The sequence below is a fragment of the Gaoshiqia sp. US2 genome, from assembly GCF_059705485.1.
On sequence record NZ_AP048550.1, the window covers coordinates 2,621,592 to 2,642,453 of the forward strand.

General features: G+C 44.4%; 18 protein-coding genes. 6 read left to right on the forward strand and 12 right to left on the reverse strand.

Going from position 1 to position 20,862, the window contains the following annotated elements:
- Window positions 1-65: 65 nt before the first annotated feature.
- On the reverse strand, window positions 66-731 hold the full coding sequence (locus tag AC6H3C_RS10430) for a hypothetical protein (protein ID WP_497520708.1): 666 nt from the start codon (window positions 729-731) through the stop codon (window positions 66-68).
- Between the two features lie 259 nt (window positions 732-990).
- Here AC6H3C_RS10430 and AC6H3C_RS10435 point away from each other — a divergent pair, with 259 nt between their 5' ends.
- Window positions 991-2,649 carry an ArnT family glycosyltransferase gene (locus AC6H3C_RS10435; RefSeq protein WP_497520709.1) on the forward strand — a complete coding sequence of 553 codons (1,659 nt, stop codon included), beginning with the start codon at window positions 991-993 and terminating at the stop codon, window positions 2,647-2,649.
- 63 nt (window positions 2,650-2,712) lie between these two features.
- Here the strand turns inward: AC6H3C_RS10435 and AC6H3C_RS10440 are convergent, their stop codons facing one another.
- From AC6H3C_RS10440 to AC6H3C_RS10475, 8 genes are all read right to left on the reverse strand, one after another.
- Window positions 2,713-3,645 (reverse strand): magnesium transporter CorA family protein, encoded by a 933-nt coding sequence (locus AC6H3C_RS10440; RefSeq protein WP_497520710.1) that lies wholly within the window; start codon window positions 3,643-3,645, stop codon window positions 2,713-2,715.
- Between the two features lie 312 nt (window positions 3,646-3,957).
- Window positions 3,958-4,986: a glycoside hydrolase family 43 protein gene (locus AC6H3C_RS10445; protein ID WP_497520711.1), complete on the reverse strand. Its 1,029-nt coding sequence runs from the start codon at window positions 4,984-4,986 to the stop codon at window positions 3,958-3,960.
- Window positions 4,987-5,132: 146 nt separating this feature from the next.
- A complete protein-coding gene (locus AC6H3C_RS10450; protein ID WP_497520712.1) occupies window positions 5,133-7,607 on the reverse strand; it encodes an AsmA family protein in 2,475 nt (824 codons plus the stop codon).
- On the reverse strand, window positions 7,604-8,860 hold the full coding sequence (locus AC6H3C_RS10455; protein ID WP_497520713.1) for a competence/damage-inducible protein A: 1,257 nt from the start codon (window positions 8,858-8,860) through the stop codon (window positions 7,604-7,606). Before AC6H3C_RS10455 ends, AC6H3C_RS10450 begins: the two co-directional genes overlap by 4 nt.
- A gap of 282 nt (window positions 8,861-9,142) precedes the next feature.
- Complete coding sequence (locus tag AC6H3C_RS10460; protein WP_497520714.1) at window positions 9,143-10,459, reverse strand: alpha-L-fucosidase; 1,317 nt, start codon at window positions 10,457-10,459, stop codon at window positions 9,143-9,145.
- Between the two features lie 140 nt (window positions 10,460-10,599).
- Window positions 10,600-11,133 carry an RsmD family RNA methyltransferase gene (locus AC6H3C_RS10465; protein ID WP_497520715.1) on the reverse strand — a complete coding sequence of 178 codons (534 nt, stop codon included), beginning with the start codon at window positions 11,131-11,133 and terminating at the stop codon, window positions 10,600-10,602.
- Window positions 11,124-11,951 carry a DUF3822 family protein gene (locus AC6H3C_RS10470; RefSeq protein ID WP_497520716.1) on the reverse strand — a complete coding sequence of 276 codons (828 nt, stop codon included), beginning with the start codon at window positions 11,949-11,951 and terminating at the stop codon, window positions 11,124-11,126. Before AC6H3C_RS10470 ends, AC6H3C_RS10465 begins: the two co-directional genes overlap by 10 nt.
- An 8-nt stretch (window positions 11,952-11,959) precedes the next feature.
- Window positions 11,960-12,592 carry a hypothetical protein gene (locus AC6H3C_RS10475; protein ID WP_497520717.1) on the reverse strand — a complete coding sequence of 211 codons (633 nt, stop codon included), beginning with the start codon at window positions 12,590-12,592 and terminating at the stop codon, window positions 11,960-11,962.
- Window positions 12,593-12,682: 90 nt separating this feature from the next.
- On the opposite strand from AC6H3C_RS10475, the gene AC6H3C_RS10480 reads away from it, so the two are divergent.
- Entirely contained in the window at window positions 12,683-14,107 is a 1,425-nt protein-coding gene (locus tag AC6H3C_RS10480) for an ATP-dependent DNA helicase (protein ID WP_497520718.1), read from the forward strand.
- Window positions 14,108-14,109: 2 nt separating this feature from the next.
- Here the strand turns inward: AC6H3C_RS10480 and AC6H3C_RS10485 are convergent, their stop codons facing one another.
- The 3 genes from AC6H3C_RS10485 to rpsA are packed head-to-tail and all read right to left on the reverse strand — an operon-like array spanning window position 14,110 to window position 17,311.
- Window positions 14,110-15,033: a ribonuclease Z gene (locus tag AC6H3C_RS10485; RefSeq protein WP_497520719.1), complete on the reverse strand. Its 924-nt coding sequence runs from the start codon at window positions 15,031-15,033 to the stop codon at window positions 14,110-14,112.
- Between the two features lie 14 nt (window positions 15,034-15,047).
- The gene (locus AC6H3C_RS10490) at window positions 15,048-15,401 is read right to left on the reverse strand and encodes an STAS domain-containing protein (RefSeq protein ID WP_497520720.1); all 354 of its coding nucleotides are present in this window, start codon (window positions 15,399-15,401) and stop codon (window positions 15,048-15,050) included.
- A 44-nt stretch (window positions 15,402-15,445) separates the two neighbouring features.
- Entirely contained in the window at window positions 15,446-17,311 is a 1,866-nt protein-coding gene (gene rpsA / locus AC6H3C_RS10495) for a 30S ribosomal protein S1 (RefSeq protein WP_497520721.1), read from the reverse strand.
- A gap of 172 nt (window positions 17,312-17,483) precedes the next feature.
- Between rpsA and AC6H3C_RS10500 the strand changes: the two genes are divergently transcribed.
- The 4 genes from AC6H3C_RS10500 (at window position 17,484) to rfbD (ending at window position 20,832) form a co-directional block, all read left to right on the forward strand.
- Window positions 17,484-18,425: a UDP-glucuronic acid decarboxylase family protein gene (locus tag AC6H3C_RS10500; protein WP_497520722.1), complete on the forward strand. Its 942-nt coding sequence runs from the start codon at window positions 17,484-17,486 to the stop codon at window positions 18,423-18,425.
- Window positions 18,426-18,509: 84 nt separating this feature from the next.
- Window positions 18,510-19,391, forward strand: a complete 882-nt coding sequence (gene rfbA / locus AC6H3C_RS10505) for a glucose-1-phosphate thymidylyltransferase RfbA (protein ID WP_497520723.1) — start codon at window positions 18,510-18,512, stop codon at window positions 19,389-19,391.
- A gap of 14 nt (window positions 19,392-19,405) precedes the next feature.
- Window positions 19,406-19,954: a dTDP-4-dehydrorhamnose 3,5-epimerase gene (rfbC, locus tag AC6H3C_RS10510; RefSeq protein WP_497520724.1), complete on the forward strand. Its 549-nt coding sequence runs from the start codon at window positions 19,406-19,408 to the stop codon at window positions 19,952-19,954.
- Window positions 19,955-19,959: 5 nt separating this feature from the next.
- Window positions 19,960-20,832: a dTDP-4-dehydrorhamnose reductase gene (gene rfbD, locus AC6H3C_RS10515; RefSeq protein ID WP_497520725.1), complete on the forward strand. Its 873-nt coding sequence runs from the start codon at window positions 19,960-19,962 to the stop codon at window positions 20,830-20,832.
- The last annotated feature ends 30 nt before the right edge of the window (window positions 20,833-20,862 follow it).

Sequence of the window (20,862 nt, forward strand, 5' to 3'; positions counted from 1 at the left end):
GGCAAAACAAAAAGTCACCAGGCAGTCAGGCTGTGGTGACTTTTTATTTTATATCCGGTGATCACTTATTCACGATCGGTTTTTGCCGGGTTCAGAAAGATCAGGAAAAAGACAAAGGCGAATGATAATTCGTGCAACTCACTTTCTTTGACCAGTCCAATGCTCAGGATCATGAGGGTAACAATCAGCATGACAACAATATGCTGAGTTTTTGGCAGCGGTATTCTAAACTTGTTGACCAGGTTTCGGGTGACTGGGATTTTCCAGATAATCAGGCGCGAAAAAACAAAGTAAATGATCAGGATGATAAACATCAACTGAGAAAAAATCAGCTTGTTCAGATTTTTTCCTCCGACAACCAGGTTGTGCAGATTGGTTTCGGCCTGTTTGTTGTTTTCCAGAAAAAAGTCGCTGCTTTCAATGTTAAAAATCCGTTGTCCCCAACTGATTTCTTCGCCTGCGGCAAAAAAGAACAAAAATGCGAGAAAAGCCGCGCTAAATACCCATAAAGGCGTTTTCATTTTCCGGTATTCAAATACCCGGAACAGGCTAACCATACTGGCTCCAAACAGGAAGAGCGCTGTTAAATTTTCTACCTGTCCGTCTTCCTGCACAAAGGGGTCAAAGGCTTCTTGTCCATGTCTCCCCAGGTACATGCCATATCCGGTGAAGGCGAACAGGCCGGCGCATAAAATAATTTCAGTTGCTGTAATTAGTTTTTTTACATTCATAATGTGTTGTTTCTGTGTTTAAATTCTGCTATTGTTTTGTATACACGTTTCAAATATGCTGCATTTTTATTACAGCGCGTAAAAATAATATTAAAAAATGTATCCCGGCAATTCTGTCGGGTATTTGCAGTATAATCAGGCTGTTTTGTTCAGGTGATAAAATATGCGGATTTTTGATGCAATCTTTTCGTGATTAAGAGCGTTTTATTTTGCCGGAAGATGTAGATTTGCAACGATTTTATCAAATAGAATTCAGAGAATGAAAAAGTTAGTTTGGTTAGTTGTGGCTGTTGGTTTATACCTATTGGTCAATGTGTCCGGCTTATTTGTGCCGATGATTGTAAATGCCGCGAAGTATGCCCAGGTGGGACGTGAAATCCTGGATAGTCACGATTGGATAAACCTGACTGTTGGCGGCGAGGCCTACGATCAGAAACCTCCGCTTTTGTTCTGGATTGCCGCCGTTACATTTAAACTTTTTGGCATTTCGGGGATAGCTTACAAGCTGGTCATTCTCCTGTTTTCGCTGATCGGTGTTTACGCGACCTTTAAACTGGGCGAATTGTTGTACGATAAACGCACCGGTACCCTTGCTGCCTTCTTTTGGGCCACTTGTTTGGGATATGTTCATTTTCATAATGATATTCATACCGATACGCTTTTGGTCGTGCCGGTTATGCTGTCGATCTGGCAATACGCGGCTTATTTCAAAAAGAAAAAAGAATACCACTTCTACCTGGGAACGGTTTTCGTGGGTTTGGCGATGCTGGATAAAGGTCCTGTTGGAATGGTGATTCCGGGTGCGGCAGTGGGTTTGCACCTGTTGTTAACCCGAAATTTTAAAGCGATTTTCAATTATCGCTGGTTGGTGGCTGTTCCGATTGTGGCCTTGTTAATTTTGCCTGCAATCTGGGGCTTGTACAAACAATTTGGGGCTGAGGGGATCAAATTTTACTTCTGGACCAATAACATGGGGCGCATTACCGGAAGTTATCACGGAAGCCACAACGATCCGTTCTTTTACCTTCATACCACTTTGTATATGATTGCTCCCTGGGCCGTTTTTGGTTTTGTGGGCTTGTTTATGCAAATTCGCGAAAAGGTAAAACGAAGGCTGAATTTTACCGGGGAGGATGAATTCTTTACGCTGGGAGGAATCCTGGTGTATTTACTTATTGCTTCGGTAGCCAAACAGCAGAATCCGCATTACGAAATGGCTGTATTGCCGTTGATCTTGATTTTGGGAGCACGGTGGGCCTTTCTGATCTTTGAACAACCGGCCTTTGAGCCATTGAAAAAGGTGGTCGGGTATGTTCATCTGGTGATTGCATTTCTGTTATTCCTGATGATTGTTCCGTTTATAACGTATTTTTTTCAGGAAAGCAAAATATGGATATGGGCAGTTTTGTTTATCCTGGCAGGAGCTTTTATTTACACCTTAAGCTGGAAAAACAGCCTGAACAAGCAACTGGCTTATTTGCTTGTTTCCGGTTCGGCTCTGCTTTTCATTTTAAACACAAGTATTCTTCCGAACATGGGAAAGTACCATTCTCCTTTTGCGGCTGTCCGTGCATTTAACGAAGAAACCAGTGGTAAAGAGGAGCTTCACATTTACACCGAAGAGGGCCGGTACTGGGAAATTTTCTTTTATTCCAAAAATTACGGGCGGTACCTGGTTACGCCCAAAGATTATATGGAAGATCCGCCGGCGGTTAACGATTGGTTGTACACCGGCCCGGAAGGACTTGAAGAGTTGGAGGAAATGAATGTGAAGGTAGATACCGTGAAGGTCTTATATCACCGAAGCCTGTCGCGCATGTCGCTGAAATTTTTAAACCCCAAAACCCGGAAACTGAAACTTGAAACCCGTTACCTGTTGCGGGTAAAAGGAGGTGAAAATCAGATTAACCCGCTGTAAAAAAGCAGAATGGCAAACCTACGGGAAGCCATTCTGCTTTTTTACAGATATCAGCGTTGTTTTTCAGAACAGATCTTTCTTACGGAAAATAAAAATACCCAGAATTGACATTGCGAACGAGATAACCAGGATCAGGGGAAAAGCCCAATAGGAATTTTCCATGTGATTGGGTACGTTCATCCCGTATAAACTGGCGATCAGGGTCGGGATCATCAGGATAATGGAAATGGAAGTCAGCTGTTTCATCACCACGTTCATGTTATTGGAGATGACCGATGCAAAAGCGTCCATCATGCCACTTTGGATGTCGGAATAAATCTGCGAAATTTCCAGCGCCTGTTTATTTTCGATGATGGCATCCTCCAGCAAATCCTCATTTACTTCCGTCAGGTTTCGCTTAAATGAATTACGGAGCTTAGCCAATACAATTTCGTTGGCCTTCAACGAGGTAATAAAATACACCAGGCATTTCTCCATTTTCAGCAACTTGTTCAGTTCTTTGTTCCGGATGGATTTCTCCAGCTCGTTTTCAATCTGGTTAGTTTGCTGGTTAATTTGTTTCAGATACTGGGAAAAGGTACTTCCCGAGCGCAAAAACAGCTTGATGATGAAGTTCAGCTCATCATGGATCAGGTGGTTTTGTCCGCGGTACAGCGCCGGTTGTTCTGCCGGCAACACCTCATTCGGGGTCGAACACAGGGTGATCGTCACCTGGTTGAGCATGATGACTCCCAGGGGCAGGGTTGAATAAGGCACGCCGTTGTTGAGACTTTCAACCGGAATCCGCAGGATGATCAGCGACCAGTCGTCGTCGACTTCATACCGGGGACGTTCATCCACGTCCATGATGTCCTGAATTAAATCCAGAGGAACCCGGAATTCGTCGTGTAACCGGTTGATCTCGTCCTGAGAAGGTTGAACTACATTGATCCAACATCCTTTTTCTGCCTGCGGAATTTCTACATATCCGCCAAAGCTTTTAAAGATTTTTAGCATGATTTTGCCTCCTTGTATTTTACCTGCAGGAGGCAGAGGGGTAGGCCGCCTACAGTGAGGTTAATAATTTCGTTTTCTTATGATAAGGGCCTTCGTCCATTTGATATTTTTTGCAATTAGCGGGACAAAAATAGTTAAATCCGGTTTAAAAGAAGCAGGTTTTTCGATTGTTTTTTGTTATTAATTGTCAACAGAGCCTTACCTGTAGCTTATATTGCTGCTTCTCACGAAGTTCAATTTTTAGCTACCGGCAAGATTCAGTTGCTACCGATCGGATTTCTAAAACCGGAGATTGCGCGGTTTTCCTTTCGGTCAATCAGTTAGTTTTCGGGCCTGAACGCCTTCGAAGGTCATTTTTACCGGCTTGATGGTACCATCTTCATCAAAGAACATCCGGTCGATGCAAACCACACGGTGATCGCGATCGAGGTTCGGGATGGGACGGCGATGGTAAACCATATACCATTCGTCGGTGCCGGGAATATGGAGTACGGAATGATGACCGGCGCCGGTGGCAATATCCGGATCCTGCTCCAGAATGGTTGCCAGGCGTTCAAACGGGCCAAAGGGACTATCGGCGATGGCATAGGCAACTTTGTAGCTGGCATTGCCCCAGCCTCCTTCCGACCACATAAAATAGTAGCGGCCGTTTCGGATAAAAAAGGTTGGTCCTTCCACGTAACCTTTCGGCGTAATTTCTTTGACCGGTTTACCGTCCTCAAAAGGAATAATGGTTTTAAAATCGTCGCTGATCCGGGCAATGTTACAATGCCCCCAGCCGCCGTAAACAATATAGTAGTTACCGTCAAGCGCTTTGAAAACATACTGGTCGATGGGTTGGGCGCCATGGTAGAATGCACTGATCAGCGGCTCACCCAATAGATCGGTATAAGGGCCTTCGGGCCGCTCGGCCACGCAAACACCGATGCCACCTTGTTTGTTCTTTTCACCCAACTCGGCATTGTACAGCGGACCTGTTTCGTTTTGAATGTCGTTCCCGGCAAAGAACAGGTAATATTTGCCGTCTTTTTCAATTACCGAAGGCGCCCACATGGCTTTGTTGACCCATTTTACAACTGTGGTGTCAATCACTTTTTCGTGTTTTGTCCAGTTGACCAAATCTTCGGAGGAAAAGGCGTCCAGAAACACCTGATCTTCGTATTTGGCCGAGAAGGTTGGGAAAATCCAATAACGCCCGTCAAGAACGGCCACTTCAGGATCGGCATACCAGCCTTCGAAAAGCGGGTTACCTGAGAATTTGGGTTCTTTACTTTTTTTTGAGGATTGAGCACACGTACACATGGCTGCCGCGAGAAGCAGTAGGGTAAATATTTTCGTCATGAATAATGATTTAAATAAGGCTGTCTAAAAAATCTTGAGGTTTTCTCTATTCGTTACCCATAGTTTACTTTAGGATATTGAGATCCCGAAACAAGTTCGGGATGACCTGATCCAAGATTTTTTAGACGCCTCATTGCGATTAATAGTTAATTGAATAGTTTTTTCAGTTCGTCGCCCACTTTTTTAACCGACTTGTTCAGTTGTTCTTTGGTCGATTTTTTCACTTCGTCGGTAATTTGCTGACGGGCTTTGCTCAGGTCCAGCGAAACTTCGGGTTTCGTCAGTTCTCCTTTGACCAGGACGGAAACGTCCAGTATTTTGATGTTTTCGGAGCCGGGAAGGAAACCAAGCGCTTTTTCAATGTCGCCGCTCAAATCATCTTTATTCACTTTAAAATCCATATTCAGGCTCAAGATGCGGTTCACCGATACGTTCCCGTGGATGGAAACATCCTGGTCGGCAATTCGTGTTTGGAACGGGTTCATCGACACATTCCCGTTTTCGAGCTGGAAATGAGCCGTGAAGTCATCGATCTTCACGTTTTTCAACTTTTCTTTTTTAATGAAGTTCCGGATCTGATCAAAGGTAGGCGAATCCAAAATTTGCAGGTTCTGGGTATTCAGAAACCCGTTTCCGTTTAAGGAAGAGGCGATGATATTCAGCTTCTCATCAAATTGACCTTTAAATTTGATTTTCGACGAGATATCGCCCTGGCTGCGTGAAGCAATGGGCATGTAGCGTTGCATCATGCTGAACGACTGGTAGGCAGCCGGAATCTGGAAGGAATTGATCGCCAGGTTAAAGTCGAACTCTGGTTTATTTTCAGGATTGCTTTTATACGAGCCGTCCACCGTTAGTTGGCCCTGAAGCATTTCCATGTTCAGTTTTTGAAGTTCCAGCACCTGGTTCTTCACCCGGATCAAACCGTCGATATTCTTAATTTCCATCCGGTCGAAGCTGGCCCGGTTAATTTGGGAGCGGAATACCAGATCAAGGTTACCCGGAACCTGGAAAGCCACCATGCTGTCGGCAACCGCGGTTGGTTCTCCCGAGTCGGCCATTAAGCCGGCCAGTTCGTCAAAGTTCATGTAATTTGACTTCAGGTTGAAGTCGCCCTGCAAGGTTTTATTCAATAAGAAATACGGCAGGTAGTTACTTAACTTCCCGGTGAGCTGAAAATCACTTTGCCCGGTTTTAGCGGCCAGCGAGGTTAAGTTGATTTCTGCGTTGTTGATCCGAACGGAGCCGGAACTGATTTCAACCGGACGGGTGATTTGCGGGGTATTGATCAGAAAATCGCGGAAATTGAATACACCGCTCGATGAAATTTGAGTATAGTCCTGTTTCTCAATGGCCGACATTTTTCCTTTTACGGCCAGTTGTCCGTCCATAAAACCTTTTAATTCAATGCTGTCCATCGGGATGACGTCGGCCAGTCGGGTAAAATCGATTTTTCCGTTGAAGGAAGCGTCGAATTCCGGGTCGGTCATGGGGTGTGTGAGGATAAGCTTCATGTTTACCGGATTTTCCCTGATTTTAGCCTGCGCTTCTGAAACATGAATGCTTAGCAGGTCGAGATCGCCCTGGGGTTTGCTGATGCTGCTTTCCAGGTTGATCTGTTCAATTTTTTCGGGTGCGCCGGCATATTGCAGCGATGCGTTTTTGATGTACATCCGGGTATTGATTTCAGGATAATCTTCTTCGTAAAACCAGCCTTTAATTTCGCCTTCAAAACCGGCTTCACCCGAAGTCTTGATCTGTTCGAGGTAGCTTTGATAACTTTTAGGAACCATTGCCAGCAGGGTTTCAAAATCGCTTTTCGGTTGTTTAAACTGAATGTCGAAATACATGCTGTCCGACGGCATTTCGAATCGGCCGCTTACATCAAGGGGGAGTTCATTCAGGTAGAGGGTCGATTGTCCGAAGGTGAAAATCATTTTGTCGTAATCAGCCGTCAGTTCGCTTTTTGCTTTCAGTACGGTGTTGGCAATGTACTGCACGGAATCGTATTCCAGGATAAATTCGCCGATTTTGCCATCCAGCGTAAACCGGGTAACGGTACCTTCTACTTCTCCTCCGGCATCAATGTCGGCATTCAGCAGGCGAACCAGAGTCGTTGACGATTCGTCTTTATAATTCAGGCTTAGGTCGCGGACAATGATTTCCTGTAAGGAAATAACCAGGTCGCTTTCCTCTTCATCTGTTTCGTCCGGGGCTGTTTCATCGGCGACGGCGATGTCCCAGTTTACGGCGCCGTCGGTGGTCGACAGCAGGTTAACGATGGCTTTGTTCACGCTCAGGCTGGAGATTTTTAAACCTTCGTTTTTAAACAAATCGGCTAACGACAGTTTGGTAGCAATCGATCCGATATAAACCAGCGTATCGTTTGAGAACTGCCCGTTGCCAATAACCGTCAGTCCCTTGATCTCGGCCTGAACTTTTGGGAAATTTTTGATTAAACTCAGGTTGAAATCAGAAAAATCAACCTGGGCATTGACATTTTTATTTATGGTTTGTTTCACTTTTTCCATCAACGGTCCTTTAAAAAAGACGGGGATGGCAATGGCTGCTGCGAAAAGTGTCAGCAGGATAGCTGCGATGATGATTCCAATTTTCTTCATATTGTTTCCGTATTTTCAGTAAGAATGTGTTGTCTTAGCATATTAATAGCCGTTTGCGACGAACGTAAAATATTTCGTTCACGATTGTGTGCAAAAGTATAACGCTCAACCAGGGTGTTATATTTTCCAGAAACGGCGATCCAAACGGTGCCCACCGGTTTTTCATCCGTTCCGCCGTCAGGACCTGCAATGCCGGTGGTTGCAATAGCATAATCGGTCTGAAGGGCTTTTTTTACCCCTTCGGCCATCTCCAGCGCCACTTCTTTGCTGACAGCCCCGTATGCGACCAAGGTCTCATTTTTTACCCCCAGGATGGCTGTTTTTGTCTCATTGGCATAAGCGACCACGGCGCCTTTAAAATAGGCCGAACTGCCCGGGTTTTGAGTGAACAGATGTGCGATGTTTCCACCTGTACAACTCTCGGCTACAGCCACTGTTGCCCTGTTGCGAACCAGCAGTTTGCCGGTAACCCCGGCCATTGTATCGCCATTGTAGCCGAAAATATGTTCCGGGATGATTTTCTCCAAGGCTGTGATCTGACGTTCCACGTCTTCTTTTAATAATACAGGATCAGCGCCGTATGCACTCAGCCGCAACCGGATCATTAACTGGTTGGGCAGATAGGCCAGTTTGATGTGGGCCGGAAGCGCCAGTTCCCATTGTTCAATTTTTTCGGCCAGCATGGATTCCGGGATTCCGTAAACGAGGACATTTTGATGCCAGATGGATTTTGCTTTCCCGTTTTCGCGTAGCCGGGGCAATACTTCATCCCGCATTAGTCCTTCCATTTCAAAAGGTACGCCCGGCATGGAAACAAAAATAGTCTCATTTTTTTCAAACCACATCCCCGGCGCTGTTCCCAATGCGTTGTGAAGTACGGTGCATTTCTCCGGGACCAGGGCCTGGTCTTTGTTTAACCGGTTGACCGCGATGTTCCGGCTTGAGAGCATATTGGTGACATGTTGCAGTACCTGCTCATTCACAATCAGGTCGCAATCAAAATAATCGCAAAGAACTTTTTTTGTGATGTCGTCCTTTGTTGGTCCCAATCCGCCGGTGATCAGTACCAGGTCGACCCTGTCCCCGGCATCGGCGAGGGCTTGCAAGATATGTTTATGGTCGTCGTGAACCGAGGTGATCTGATACACTTCAATGCCGTGCAGGTTGAGCTGCTCGCTCATCCAGGCCGAGTTTGTATCAATAATTTGGCCAATCAGGATTTCGTCTCCTATGGTAATGATTTCCGCCTTCATGTTGGTCTGAACTTTTTGTTTAAGGGGCGAGAAAAAGGAGGACAGAAAATTCAATCCCTGCTGAACGGATTGTTTCAGGATTTTGTGTCGTCAGGTTTTTGAAAGTTATTGTCCGACAGGGTGTTGTGTTGCATGTACCCCTTTCTCGTTTCCTTCCACAAGATAGTTATCCGTATTCAAACCGCAAACATTTAAACGGAGTATTTTCTCCTGCAATACTTGATTTTAAAGGTATTGCAGGAGAATTTTCTGCCGAAACCGGCAGACTGGCGCTTTGGATAATTAAATTTCTACTTTGATGATGGTGTCAACTTTCTGGCGTTTCTGACGGGGTATTTGCAGTAAGGTACCGAATTTGGTTGTTTCAAAAGTCACTTTGGAGCCATCGTCAAAAAAGGTTGCCGATTTAATCTTTTTTTCCAGGTTTGGTATCAGCAGGTTTTCTTCTTCCAGGTTAAGGATATGAATGTAGATGGTATTTCCCTTTTGCGTTGTCGCTCCCCACCGGCTTGGTTTAACCGGGCCTTTCCGGGTTCCGTAGATTGTTTCGCCGTATTTGGCAAGCCAGTTGCCCATCACCATCAGGGTGTCGACATTTTCGGGCTGGATTTTTCCGTTGGCCATCGGGCCGGTGTTTAACAGGAAATTGGCTCCGTGTCCGGCTGCTTTCACCATGGTTTGGATTAATTGTTTGGTCGATTTATAGTCCTGGTCTTTGATATTAAAGCCCCAACTGCCATTCATGGTCTCGCACATTTCGATTGGCAGGTTGGAGATGGTTCCGGTTTGGTTGAATCCCATCGTGTTTTCTCCGGGAAGGTCGCGTTCGAACATTTGAAAATCTTCGCCGGCGAAAGGCGCTTTATGGTGATTACTGCCAATTAATGCTCCGGGCTGGAGTTTATGAATCAGGGCATACGTTTCATCCAGGCGCCAGTTGGCGTCCCATTGGTCCCACATACCATCAAACCAGATTCCGCCAACTTCGCCGTAATTTGTCAGCAGTTCGGCGAGTTGGCCATTCATGTAGTCGATGTATTTGTTCCAGTCGCCGCTTTCGGGCCTTCCGGTGAAATTTTTACCGGTGTTTCCGCGCGGATAATAATCGGGGTGATGCCAGTCGAGCTGTGAATAATAGAAGAACAATTTAATTCCCTGTTTATCACATTCGTCTTTCAGCATTTTAATGATGTCTTTCCGGTATGGGGTCCGTTCAACAATATCGTAATTGCTTATTTTTGAATCGTACATGGCAAAACCATCGTGATGTTTACTGGTGATGGTGATGTATTTCATGCCGGCTTTCTTTACCATCGATACCCACTCTGCCGGATCGAAATCAACCGGGTTAAAGAATGAGGGCAACTTTTCATATTGGCGGATGGGAATTTGTTTCTGGTTCATGATCCACTCGGCAATGCCATAATCGCCGCCCCCGGCCATGACCGAATAAACGCCCCAGTGAATAAACAGGCCAAACTTGGCATCCTGAAACCACTCCCGGTTTTCCAGGTTTTTAACTGTTGGTTGATAATCCCTCTGGGCAAATGTTGCGCCCGAAAAAATGGATAAAATGATCAAAAAAAGTAGTTTTCTCATGATTTAAGATTTATTGGTTTGCTGTGCTGTATTGTGCTGATAAATTTACAGAAATTTGCATAAGTTAAAACCTGTTGTTTGGCATTTCCGGCCTTTCCCGATTGCAGACAATCGGGCATTTCGGTATGCGATCAGGATACTTATTTTTGAAAGAAGGAGAAGTGGACACTCCCGTAATGGCGGAGTTCTTTGAATTCGGGGTAATTCGAAAAGTTATAGTCTTTTGAGTGTTCCAGGATGAACAATCCGCCGGGCTTCAGCAGATTTTTTGCAAGTATCAAAGCGGGGATTTCCCTGAATTGTTGATGATCGTAAGGGGGGTCGGCAAAAATAAGATCGTAGGTTCGGTTGCTTGTTTCAATAAAGCGGAATACATTGGCTTTTAGTGCCTGAATATGTGTTTCACCCAGTTTTTCGATAACAGACAGGATGAACCGGTGATGTTGAAAATTCATTTCAACGGCGGTAATGTCCAAGCACCCCCGCGATGCAAATTCAAAGGAAATACTGCCGGTTCCTGAGAAAAGGTCCAACACGTTAATTTGATCAAAGTCGATTTGATTCTGTAAAATATTGAACAGACTTTCCTTGGCCATATCGGTGGTTGGCCTGGCTTTAAACTGTTTACCCGGGCTAAATTGTCGCCCTTTATATTGTCCACCTACTATTCGCATGAAAAACTATTGAACAGGTTTACAAAGCGGGCGTCAGGTAGGCGTTCAATCAGATGACTGTACCGGATGTTTTTGTTTGGCCCTGCAATCTGCACCTCGGCAAAATACTGCCGCAGGCGGTGATAAATCTCAGAATGCTTATTCACCATGCCATCCAGGATTACGGTCGACGGCTCTTCGTCCATGCTTTTAACGGCAGCAAGGATATAGAACAGCATATCATTCTCGTTTTCGTGATAATAACAGTTATAGAAATGCAAACCGGTATGAACCGAAAGGATCATCAGGTGTTTTCGGAGAATGCTCACGTTTAATGTCTGTTTTTCATTTTTAGAAAAACATGCGGATAATTTGAGGGCATTTTGTATTTCAATTCCCGGGTGTTTCTCCTGCAAAATGGCCAGTACGGATTTCGGTATCCCGAACACGGCAAAGGCATTTAAACAGGGTAAATACCTGCTTTGCACCTCTGTTTGCTTGTCAAGGCCAAATGTGAGTCCGTACAATTCGGTTGCGGTATCTGTTTTAAAGAGTTTTACCGGAACCAGAGTGGTTTTTTCGGGGACAGAAAAATAGAGTCTGGTTTTTTTATATGGTAATTCCAATAAGTCTAACTCATTGTAAATCGATTTTAGTTTCTTATACTGAAAATCCGGTTCGGTGGCAAGAATATCCTGATGATAGAGATAAACCACCTTGTTTTGGTCCGTATTCAGGATAGAAAAAGAAAATCCATCCAGGCTAACCTGGATGGACAGAATATATTCTGAAGTAAAATTTAAATCAAATGTTTCGTCAATGAGCGAAATTTTCTGCATAAAACATACTATTCCCAGTTACCGGCATTGTTGTTTGCTTCAGTAAGAGAACCGACTTTTAAACCCGGATATTTTCCGTTTGTACGTGCTTTGTCATTCAGGTTAATGACCAATTGTTTATCCAGATTTTTCAGAATGGTATTGTTATGTGCTTTTGCTTCAAATATTGGAACTTTAACGCCTGAACCGGTTGTGATAACAGTTGCTCCCAGGTGAAATTCGACAATGGTATCCTGTACAGGAACATATTTTAACTGATCGATCGGGAACGAACGGCCGAATAAGGTATCGAGAACGCTGACACGAATTGTGTCGCGGATAATCCGACCCTTTTTAATGGCGGTTTCTTCTGTCCATCCGGCTTCAATCATACTGTCAGTAAGCATACCAATCTTGCGGACCAAAGGAAGAGATTCGTGTTTGACAAAGGAAATCAGCGTATCCCAATCTCCGGTAAATTTTCCATTTACGTCTTTGTAGGCCATTTGCGCCTTGCGAACTTCTTTTAAGCGTTGAACCGTCGCGTCATATCTTTCTTTTTTTGCTTTCTCGAATTCAATTGGTCGTTGAACACTGTTAAATATCAGGTATCCGAGTAGAATTGCAATGGCAATTAAGGCGATCTGAATTGCTGTCTTCATCTTTGATTATTTAAGATTAGTTTTTGTTTGCTTGCAAATTTATAAAAAAAATTAAATTACAATCGGTGGATTCCTTTTAAATTAGTATCCATGTTAAAAAAACACATACAAGATCAACTGCTCGGAAATTTTGGATTTTCGGCTACTTCCGGACAGGTTTTGCTAACCGAAAAATTAGCTGCCTTTATCTGCGAAAATTCAACAGATTCTGTCTTTTTATTAAAGGGTTATGCCGGTACCGGGAAAACAAGTATGCTCAATGCCCTGGTGAAAACACTGGCTGAATTCAAGTTTCAGGCCGTTTTGCTGGCCCCGACCGGTCGTGCGGCGAAAGTGCTTTCATCGTATACCGGAAAGAACGCCTATACCATTCATAAAAAAATATACCGGCAACAAACTTCGGCCGATGGATTGGGCCGTTTTGTGATCGACCGGAACTTGATGAAGAATTGTTTCTTTATTGTCGACGAAGCCTCTATGATTTCCAACAGTTCACCGGAAGGTTCGGTATTCGGATCGGGTCGGTTGCTGGACGACTTATACGAGTACGTGTACACAGGACAAAATTGCAAGCTGGTTCTTGTTGGCGATACGGCCCAGCTTCCCCCGGTAGGCATGGATATCAGCCCGGCGCTTGATGACCGAGAACTCGAACGTTACGGGCTGGACGTTATTGAACACGAGTTGACCGAGGTGGTCAGGCAGGTTCACGACTCGGGCATTTTGTACAATGCGACCGGTTTAAGGGAAATGATCTCCGAAAATTTTTCGGACTCAGGTTATTTCCCGATCGAGACGAAAGGATTTACCGATATTGTCCGGATTGGCGGCGCCGATTTGATTGAGCAAATTTCGGAATGTTACGATAAATTCGGAGAGCAGCAAACCATGGTGATTACACGGTCGAACAAGCGGGCAAATAAATTTAATGCGGGGATTCGTTCATCGATATTATACAAGGATAGCGAGATTACAGTTGGCGATTTACTGATGGTGGTTAAAAATAACTACTACTGGCTTGGCGAAGAAGAGAAGCTCGATTTTATTGCCAACGGCGATATCGTTGAGATTAAAGCCATTCGCGGACAGGAAGAATTGTACGGATTTCGCTTTGCCAATGTCAGTCTGAAGTTTATTGATTACGATGACCTGGAAGTGGACTGCAAAATATTTTTGGATACGCTGAGTCTGGAATCTGCCAGTATGACGCAGGCCGAGAATCAACGCTTGTTTCAGGCCGTGGCCGAAGATTATCAGGATGTTCGCAGTAAAAAGAAACGTTGGGAGAAGATTCGGGAAAATGCCTGGTTTAATGCGCTGCAGGTTAAGTTTGCCTATGCTGTTACCTGCCATAAAGCGCAGGGGGGGCAGTGGGATGCGGTGTTTGTCGATCAAGGCTACCTGGTAGAGGATATGCTGAACAAAGAATACTTACGCTGGCTGTATACGGCATTTACACGGCCTGTAAAAAAGTTATACCTGGTTAACTTTAATAAAGAATTTTTCGAAGGATAGTTTTATTCCCGAGCGATAACATGCTGTTGGTTTTCTTCGGCAACGTAAGTTTCAGGAAAGATGGAGCGGGCTTCGTCCAAAATGATTTCCGGTCTTCTGTAACGGGCGGAGAAATGCCCGATAAGCAATTTTCGGGCGTGGGCCATTTGGGCGATCCGGGCTGCCTGTGATCCGGTTGAGTGAAAGGTCTCTTTGGCCAGTTTGTTATCGTCTTCGGCAAATGTGGCTTCGTGATACAGCAGGTCGACGCCTTCGACGGATTCAACGATCTTTTCGTGATAAGCGGTATCGGAACAGTAAGCATACGATCGCGCCTTGTGCGCGGTGATGATTAGTTGGCTGTTTGGGATCAGGGAACCGTCTTCGCATATAAAATCTTCACCGGCCTTAATCCGTTTGATGTCGCGAACCGGAATCCTGTAAAATTTGATCTGGTCTTTCCGGATATTTGGAGCAGCGGGCTTTTCGTCGAATCGAAAACCGCAGCAGGCAATCCGGTGTTTTAGCGGGAAGGAGCTGATGCTCATTTTTTCATCTTCATAAATAACCTGGGCCCGTTTGAAATTAAGCGGGTGAAAAATCAATCGGAAACCAGGATCGGTTATACCTAAAAAGTTGAGCTGAAACTGGGTATACTCCTGTAGTTCAGAATGGGCATAAATGTGCAGGTCGTTTTTTCTTCCCAGTAAAATCCAGGTAGAAATCAACCCGATGAGCCCGAAAAAATGGTCGCCGTGCAGGTGTGAAATCAGGATGTGGTTGAGTTTTCCGAAGCTAATTTTGTTTTTTCGTATCTGGTGTTGCGTTCCTTCCCCGCAGTCGATTAAAAAAAACCGCCCAAGCACATTGAGCACTTGAGCGGTCGGGTATCTTGAGGAAGTAGGCATTGCTGAGCTACTTCCCAAAATTGTTAATTGAAATGGCATTTGCATGCAAAAGGTTATAAATTACCTTTATGCTTCAACAATTCTTCCGCTTTTTCAATCGATTCTGTGATTAACAAAACCGTATGAAGCATCGAGAGGCGAATCAAATGCTCAACATCAGGCTGAAGACCTGACAGGATAAAAGTACCGATAGCATCTTCACACAAACGGTTGGCAACCAAAATGGCGCTCAATCCGGAAGAGTCAACATAACTGCATTGACTGACATCCAGAATGAAATTTCTTTCATTTTTGTTACCCAATGCCACCAATTCTGATTTCAGGTCGGGGGCATTATTCGTATCCAGCTTGCTGCTCAATACTTTAATAACAGTGTGTTCTTCTTTTTTTATAATTTCGAAATCCATAGATGAAAATTACAAAATTCTGATGGAACAATGAATAAGCAAGCTTATTTTTCTTTGTTTTCCTCAGCTTCCATCTGAGATTTCAATGCAGCCAATTCGCTGATATCGCCCAGGGTTGTTTTCTCCATGGTGTCTTTAACAGCTTTTACCGCCTTTTTGGTTTGTTTAACCTGGGCTTTTTTGGTTGCAGTTTCTTCTGCTTTTTTCTCATCTTCAAACACCCGCGAGTGAGAAAGGATGATTCGTTTGGCAGATTTTGAGAACTCGATGACTTTGAAATCCAGTTTTTCTTCCAGGCTGGCTTGCGAACCGTCTTCTTTTACGAGGTGACGAGGTGTTGCAAATCCTTCAACTCCGTATGGAAGAGCGATTGTAGCTCCTTTGTCGAACAATTCAACAACTGTTCCTTCGTGAACAGAATCAACCGAGAAAATTGTTTCAAACACATCCCATGGGTTTTCTTCCAGTTGTTTGTGCCCAAGGCTCAACCGGCGGTTTTCTTTGTCGATATCCAGAACAACGACTTCAATTTCAGAACCAATTGAGGTGAATTCTGAGGGGTGTTTGATTTTTTTCGTCCAGCTCAGGTCCGAGATGTGGATCAAGCCGTCAACTCCTTCTTCAATTTCGACAAAAACACCAAAATTGGTGAAGTTGCGAACAGAGGCTGTATGTTGCGTTCCAAGGCCGAACCGGGCTTCGATATCTTGCCATGGATCTTGTCTCAGTTGTTTAATACCCAGAGACATTTTGCGTTCGTCGCGGTCGAGGGTCAGGATTTGAGCTTCAATTTCGTCGCCAACTTTCAGGAAGTCCTGAGCGCTGCGCAGGTGTTGTGACCAACTCATTTCAGAAACGTGGATCAGACCTTCAACTCCCGGGGCAATTTCTACAAATGCACCGTAGTCAGCCATGACAACCACTTTCCCTTTCACGCTGTCGCCAACTTTCAACTCGGCATCCAGGTTATCCCATGGGTGAGGAGTCAGTTGTTTCAGACCAAGAGCGATCCGTTTTTTGTCGTCATCGAAGTCGAGGATAACTACGTTCAGTTTTTGATCCAGTTCAACGATTTCGTTCGGATGAGAAATACGGCCCCAGCTTAAATCGGTGATGTGGATCAATCCGTCAACACCGCCAAGGTCGATAAATACGCCGTAGGACGTAATGTTTTTAACAGTACCTTCGAGTACTTGTCCTTTTTCAAGTTTGGAGATAATCTCTTTTTTCTGTTGTTCCAGTTCAGCTTCAATAAGAGCTTTATGCGATACAACCACGTTGCGGAACTCCTGGTTGATTTTAACCACTTTGAATTCCATTGTTTTGCCAACGTATACATCGTAATCGCGGATCGGTTTCACGTCGATTTGAGAACCTGGCAAGAATGCTTCGATGCCAAATACGTCAACGATCATACCGCCTTTCGTACGACATTTAATGTATCCTTTAATGATTTCATCGTTTTCAAGAGCAGCGTTAACACGATCCCATGAACGCATGGCACGCGCTTTTTTGTGTGATAAAATCATTTGGCCTTTTTTGTCTTCAAGGCTTTCAATGTAAACCTCTACCGGGTCGCCAACTTTTAATTCCGGATTGTAACGGAACTCATTCAAACTAACGATACCGTCAGATTTGTAACCAATATCAACAACCACTTCTCTTTTATTCATCGAGATCACCGTACCTTCCAGTACTTCTTTTTCCTGAACGGTGTTCAGTGTGTTGTCGTACAACTGTTCAAACGTGTTTTCTTTTTTACCGGCAAATCCGTTGTCTTCCGTTTCCAGGGTATCCCAGTCAAAATCCTCGTTTGCAGCAGCTACCACTTGTTTGGGTTCTGCTATAACTTCTTCTTGTTGTGTGAGTTCCTCTTGTACTTCAAGGTTCTCTTGTTTGTTTTCTACCATCTAATTTTCAATTAATTAATAAGTTAGACATTATATTTTCCAATGCGCGGCAAAATTAGAATTAATTCGTGTTAATTCAAAGATTTCCAAGTGCTATTTTTAATTTTTGCTAAACTAACCCGCTAACAGATTTATTTTATACTTTTGATTAATTAAGATTTTTCCTGAAATAATGAAACGAATTTTGGTGACAGGCGGTGCGGGCTTTATCGGGTCCCATCTTTGCGAACATCTTTTAAACGAAGGGAACGAAGTAATTTGCCTGGATAATTTTCTTACCGGATCAAAATCAAAGGTCATTCATCTGTTGGATCACCGGTACTTCGAGTTGGTTCGCCATGATGTCACCATGCCTTTTTATATTGAGGTGGATGAAGTGTATAACCTGGCTTGCCCGGCTTCGCCGGTCCATTATCAGTATAATGCTATCAAAACCATCAAAACTTCGGTCATGGGGGCAATCAATATGCTGGGACTGGCTAAACGGGTGAAAGCCAAAATTCTTCAGGCATCTACCAGCGAAGTATACGGTGACCCTGAATTGCACCCGCAACCGGAAAGCTACTGGGGAAATGTGAATCCCATCGGGGTCCGTTCGTGTTATGATGAGGGAAAACGTTGCGCTGAATCGTTATTCGTGAATTATCACAACCAAAATCAAGTCAGGATAAAAATTGTGCGCATTTTTAATACGTACGGACCCCGCATGGAGCCTGACGACGGGCGGGTAGTTTCCAATTTCATTGTGCAGGCGCTGAGAGGACAGGATATTACTGTTTTTGGCGACGGCAAACAAACCCGGAGTTTCCAGTTTGTTGATGATTTGGTTGAAGGTTTGGTACGCACGATGCAAACCGACGATTCATTTACCGGGCCGGTAAACATTGGAAACCCAAATGAATTTACCATCCTGGAGCTGGCTCAAAAGGTCGTTGAACTAACCGGATCTTCCTCCCGGATTGTTTACCGTTCGTTGCCGGCTGATGATCCGATTCAGCGTCAGCCCGACATCAGCCTTGCCTGGGAGAAACTTGGCGGCTGGACACCCCGGGTTGAGTTGGAGGAGGGGTTAAAAAAGACCATTGCATATTTTGATAAATTATTGAGTTGTTAGAAACCGCCGGACATCGGAATAAACATGATTGCGCGGTGTTTGCCGGTTGAGTCATGATTGTTATGCCTGGCAAAAAAAATAAAAATGAAAGGTATTATTTTGGCCGGTGGGTCCGGCACCCGTTTGTATCCGATTACAAAATCAATCTCTAAACAAATTATCCCGGTTTACGATAAACCGATGATTTATTACCCGCTTTCGGTCCTGATGCTGGCCGGGATTCGCGAAATTCTGATCATTTCCACGCCTCAGGATATCCCGTTGTATCAGCATTTGCTGGAAGATGGTTCCCAGCTGGGAATTCAGATCCGGTATGCCGTTCAGCCATCGCCCGACGGTTTGGCTCAAGCATTTATTATTGGCGAAGAATTTATTGGCGGCGATCATGTTTGTATGATTTTGGGCGACAATATTTTCTACGGATATAATTTCCGTTCAATCCTGGAGGAAGCGGCGCTGCTGGACGATGGCGCTATGGTTTTTGGCTATTATGTAAATGATCCGGAACGTTACGGTGTGGCCGAATTTGATGCCGAAGGCCGGGTGATTTCGCTGGAGGAAAAACCGGTAAGCCCAAAATCAAATTATGCCGTCACCGGTTTATATTTTTATTCGAACGACGTAGTGCAGAAAGCCAAATCCTTAAAGCCTTCGGCCCGCGGCGAACTGGAAATTACCGATTTAAACCGCTTGTACCTGGAAGAAGGACGTCTGAGCGTGAAATTGCTTGGACGTGGTTTTTCCTGGCTCGATACCGGTACACACGACAGTTTATTGCAGGCCTCCAACTTTATTGCAACAGTTGAGCAGCGTCAGGGATTAATGGTTTCGTGCATCGAAGAAATTGCTTTTAAAAAAGGCTACATTAGCCGGGAGCAATTGCTCGAACTGGCAAAGCCCCTCTTGAAAAATGAATACGGAGAATATCTTTTTAGATTGGCAAACAATAAAATATCATCTTTTTAATTATCACCTGATTAATGAAAATACAGAAAACACCTTTTGAAGGGTTGATTGTGCTGGAGCCAAGGGTTTTTAAGGACGAGCGGGGGTATTTTTTTGAAAGCTTCCGGCTCGACCGGTATAACGAAATGGGAATCAAAGAAAATTTTATTCAGGATAATGAATCAAAATCGGTACGCGGGGTAATCCGCGGGTTGCACTACCAGCTAAATCCTTTTGCCCAGGCAAAATTAGTCCGGGTTATTGAAGGAAGCGTTTTTGATGTGGCGCTCGATTTACGCCGCAATTTTCCTACCTTTGGGCAGTGGTTTGGCATTGAATTGACCGGAGAGAATAAAAAACAATTGCTTATCCCCCGGGGGTTTGCGCATGGTTTTTCGGTATTGAGCGAAACGGTGATCTTTAGTTATAAGTGTGATAATTATTATGATCCCGGATCGGAGCGCGGTATTATTTATAACGATTCTGAACTGAATATCGACTGGAAAATACCGGAATCAGAAGCGATTGTTTCGGAAAAAGACCGAAAAAATTCTTTATTTCGTGATGCAGACTTCAATTTTTAGATGTTATGAAAGTTTTAGTAACAGGGGCCAATGGCCAGTTGGGATCTTCGATTAGAGACAGGGCCGTTGATTTTCCGAACCTTCGTTTTACGTTTACCGATATTACCGAGCTTGATATCACCGACTGCGAGACTGTTGAGGCATTTTGCGAGAGGCTAAAACCCGACTTTTTGATAAATTGTGCCGCCTATACAGCGGTGGATATTGCCGAATCGGATGATGAACTCGCTGAACTACTGAATACCAAGGTGCCTGCATACCTGGGGAAAGTTGCCCGGTCGATAAACTGCCGGCTCATTCATATTTCTACCGATTATGTATTCGACGGGACAAACTGCATTCCGTATTCGGAGGAAGATTTGGTCGGACCCGATTCGGTTTACGGAAAAACAAAGCTGAACGGCGAAATCGCACTGCTGAAAGAAGAATCGTCGGCAATGATCATCCGGACGTCGTGGTTGTATTCGGCCTATGGCAACAATTTTGTGAAAACCATGATCAGGCTGGGAAAAGAACGTGATGAACTAAATGTGGTTTACGATCAGGTAGGTACACCAACTTTTGCCGGCGACCTGGCCCAGGCAATTTTAACAATTATTTCAAAAACCGCCACCGACGCGAATCAGTGGAAAGGCGGAATCTACCATTACTCAAATGAAGGCGTTTGCAGTTGGTACGATTTTGCAAAGGCGGTGCACGAATTTTACGGAATCGAATGTTTTGTGCATCCGATTGCATCGGATGAATATCCGACTCCGGCCAGGCGTCCGGCCTACAGTGTTCTGAATAAATCTAAAATTAAGCGTATTTTTGGGATCGGGATTCCATACTGGCGTGATAGTCTGAAAAAGTGTATCCTCGAACTCGGAAAGGATTGAGAATATCCTTTCTGAAATCATGAAATAAAT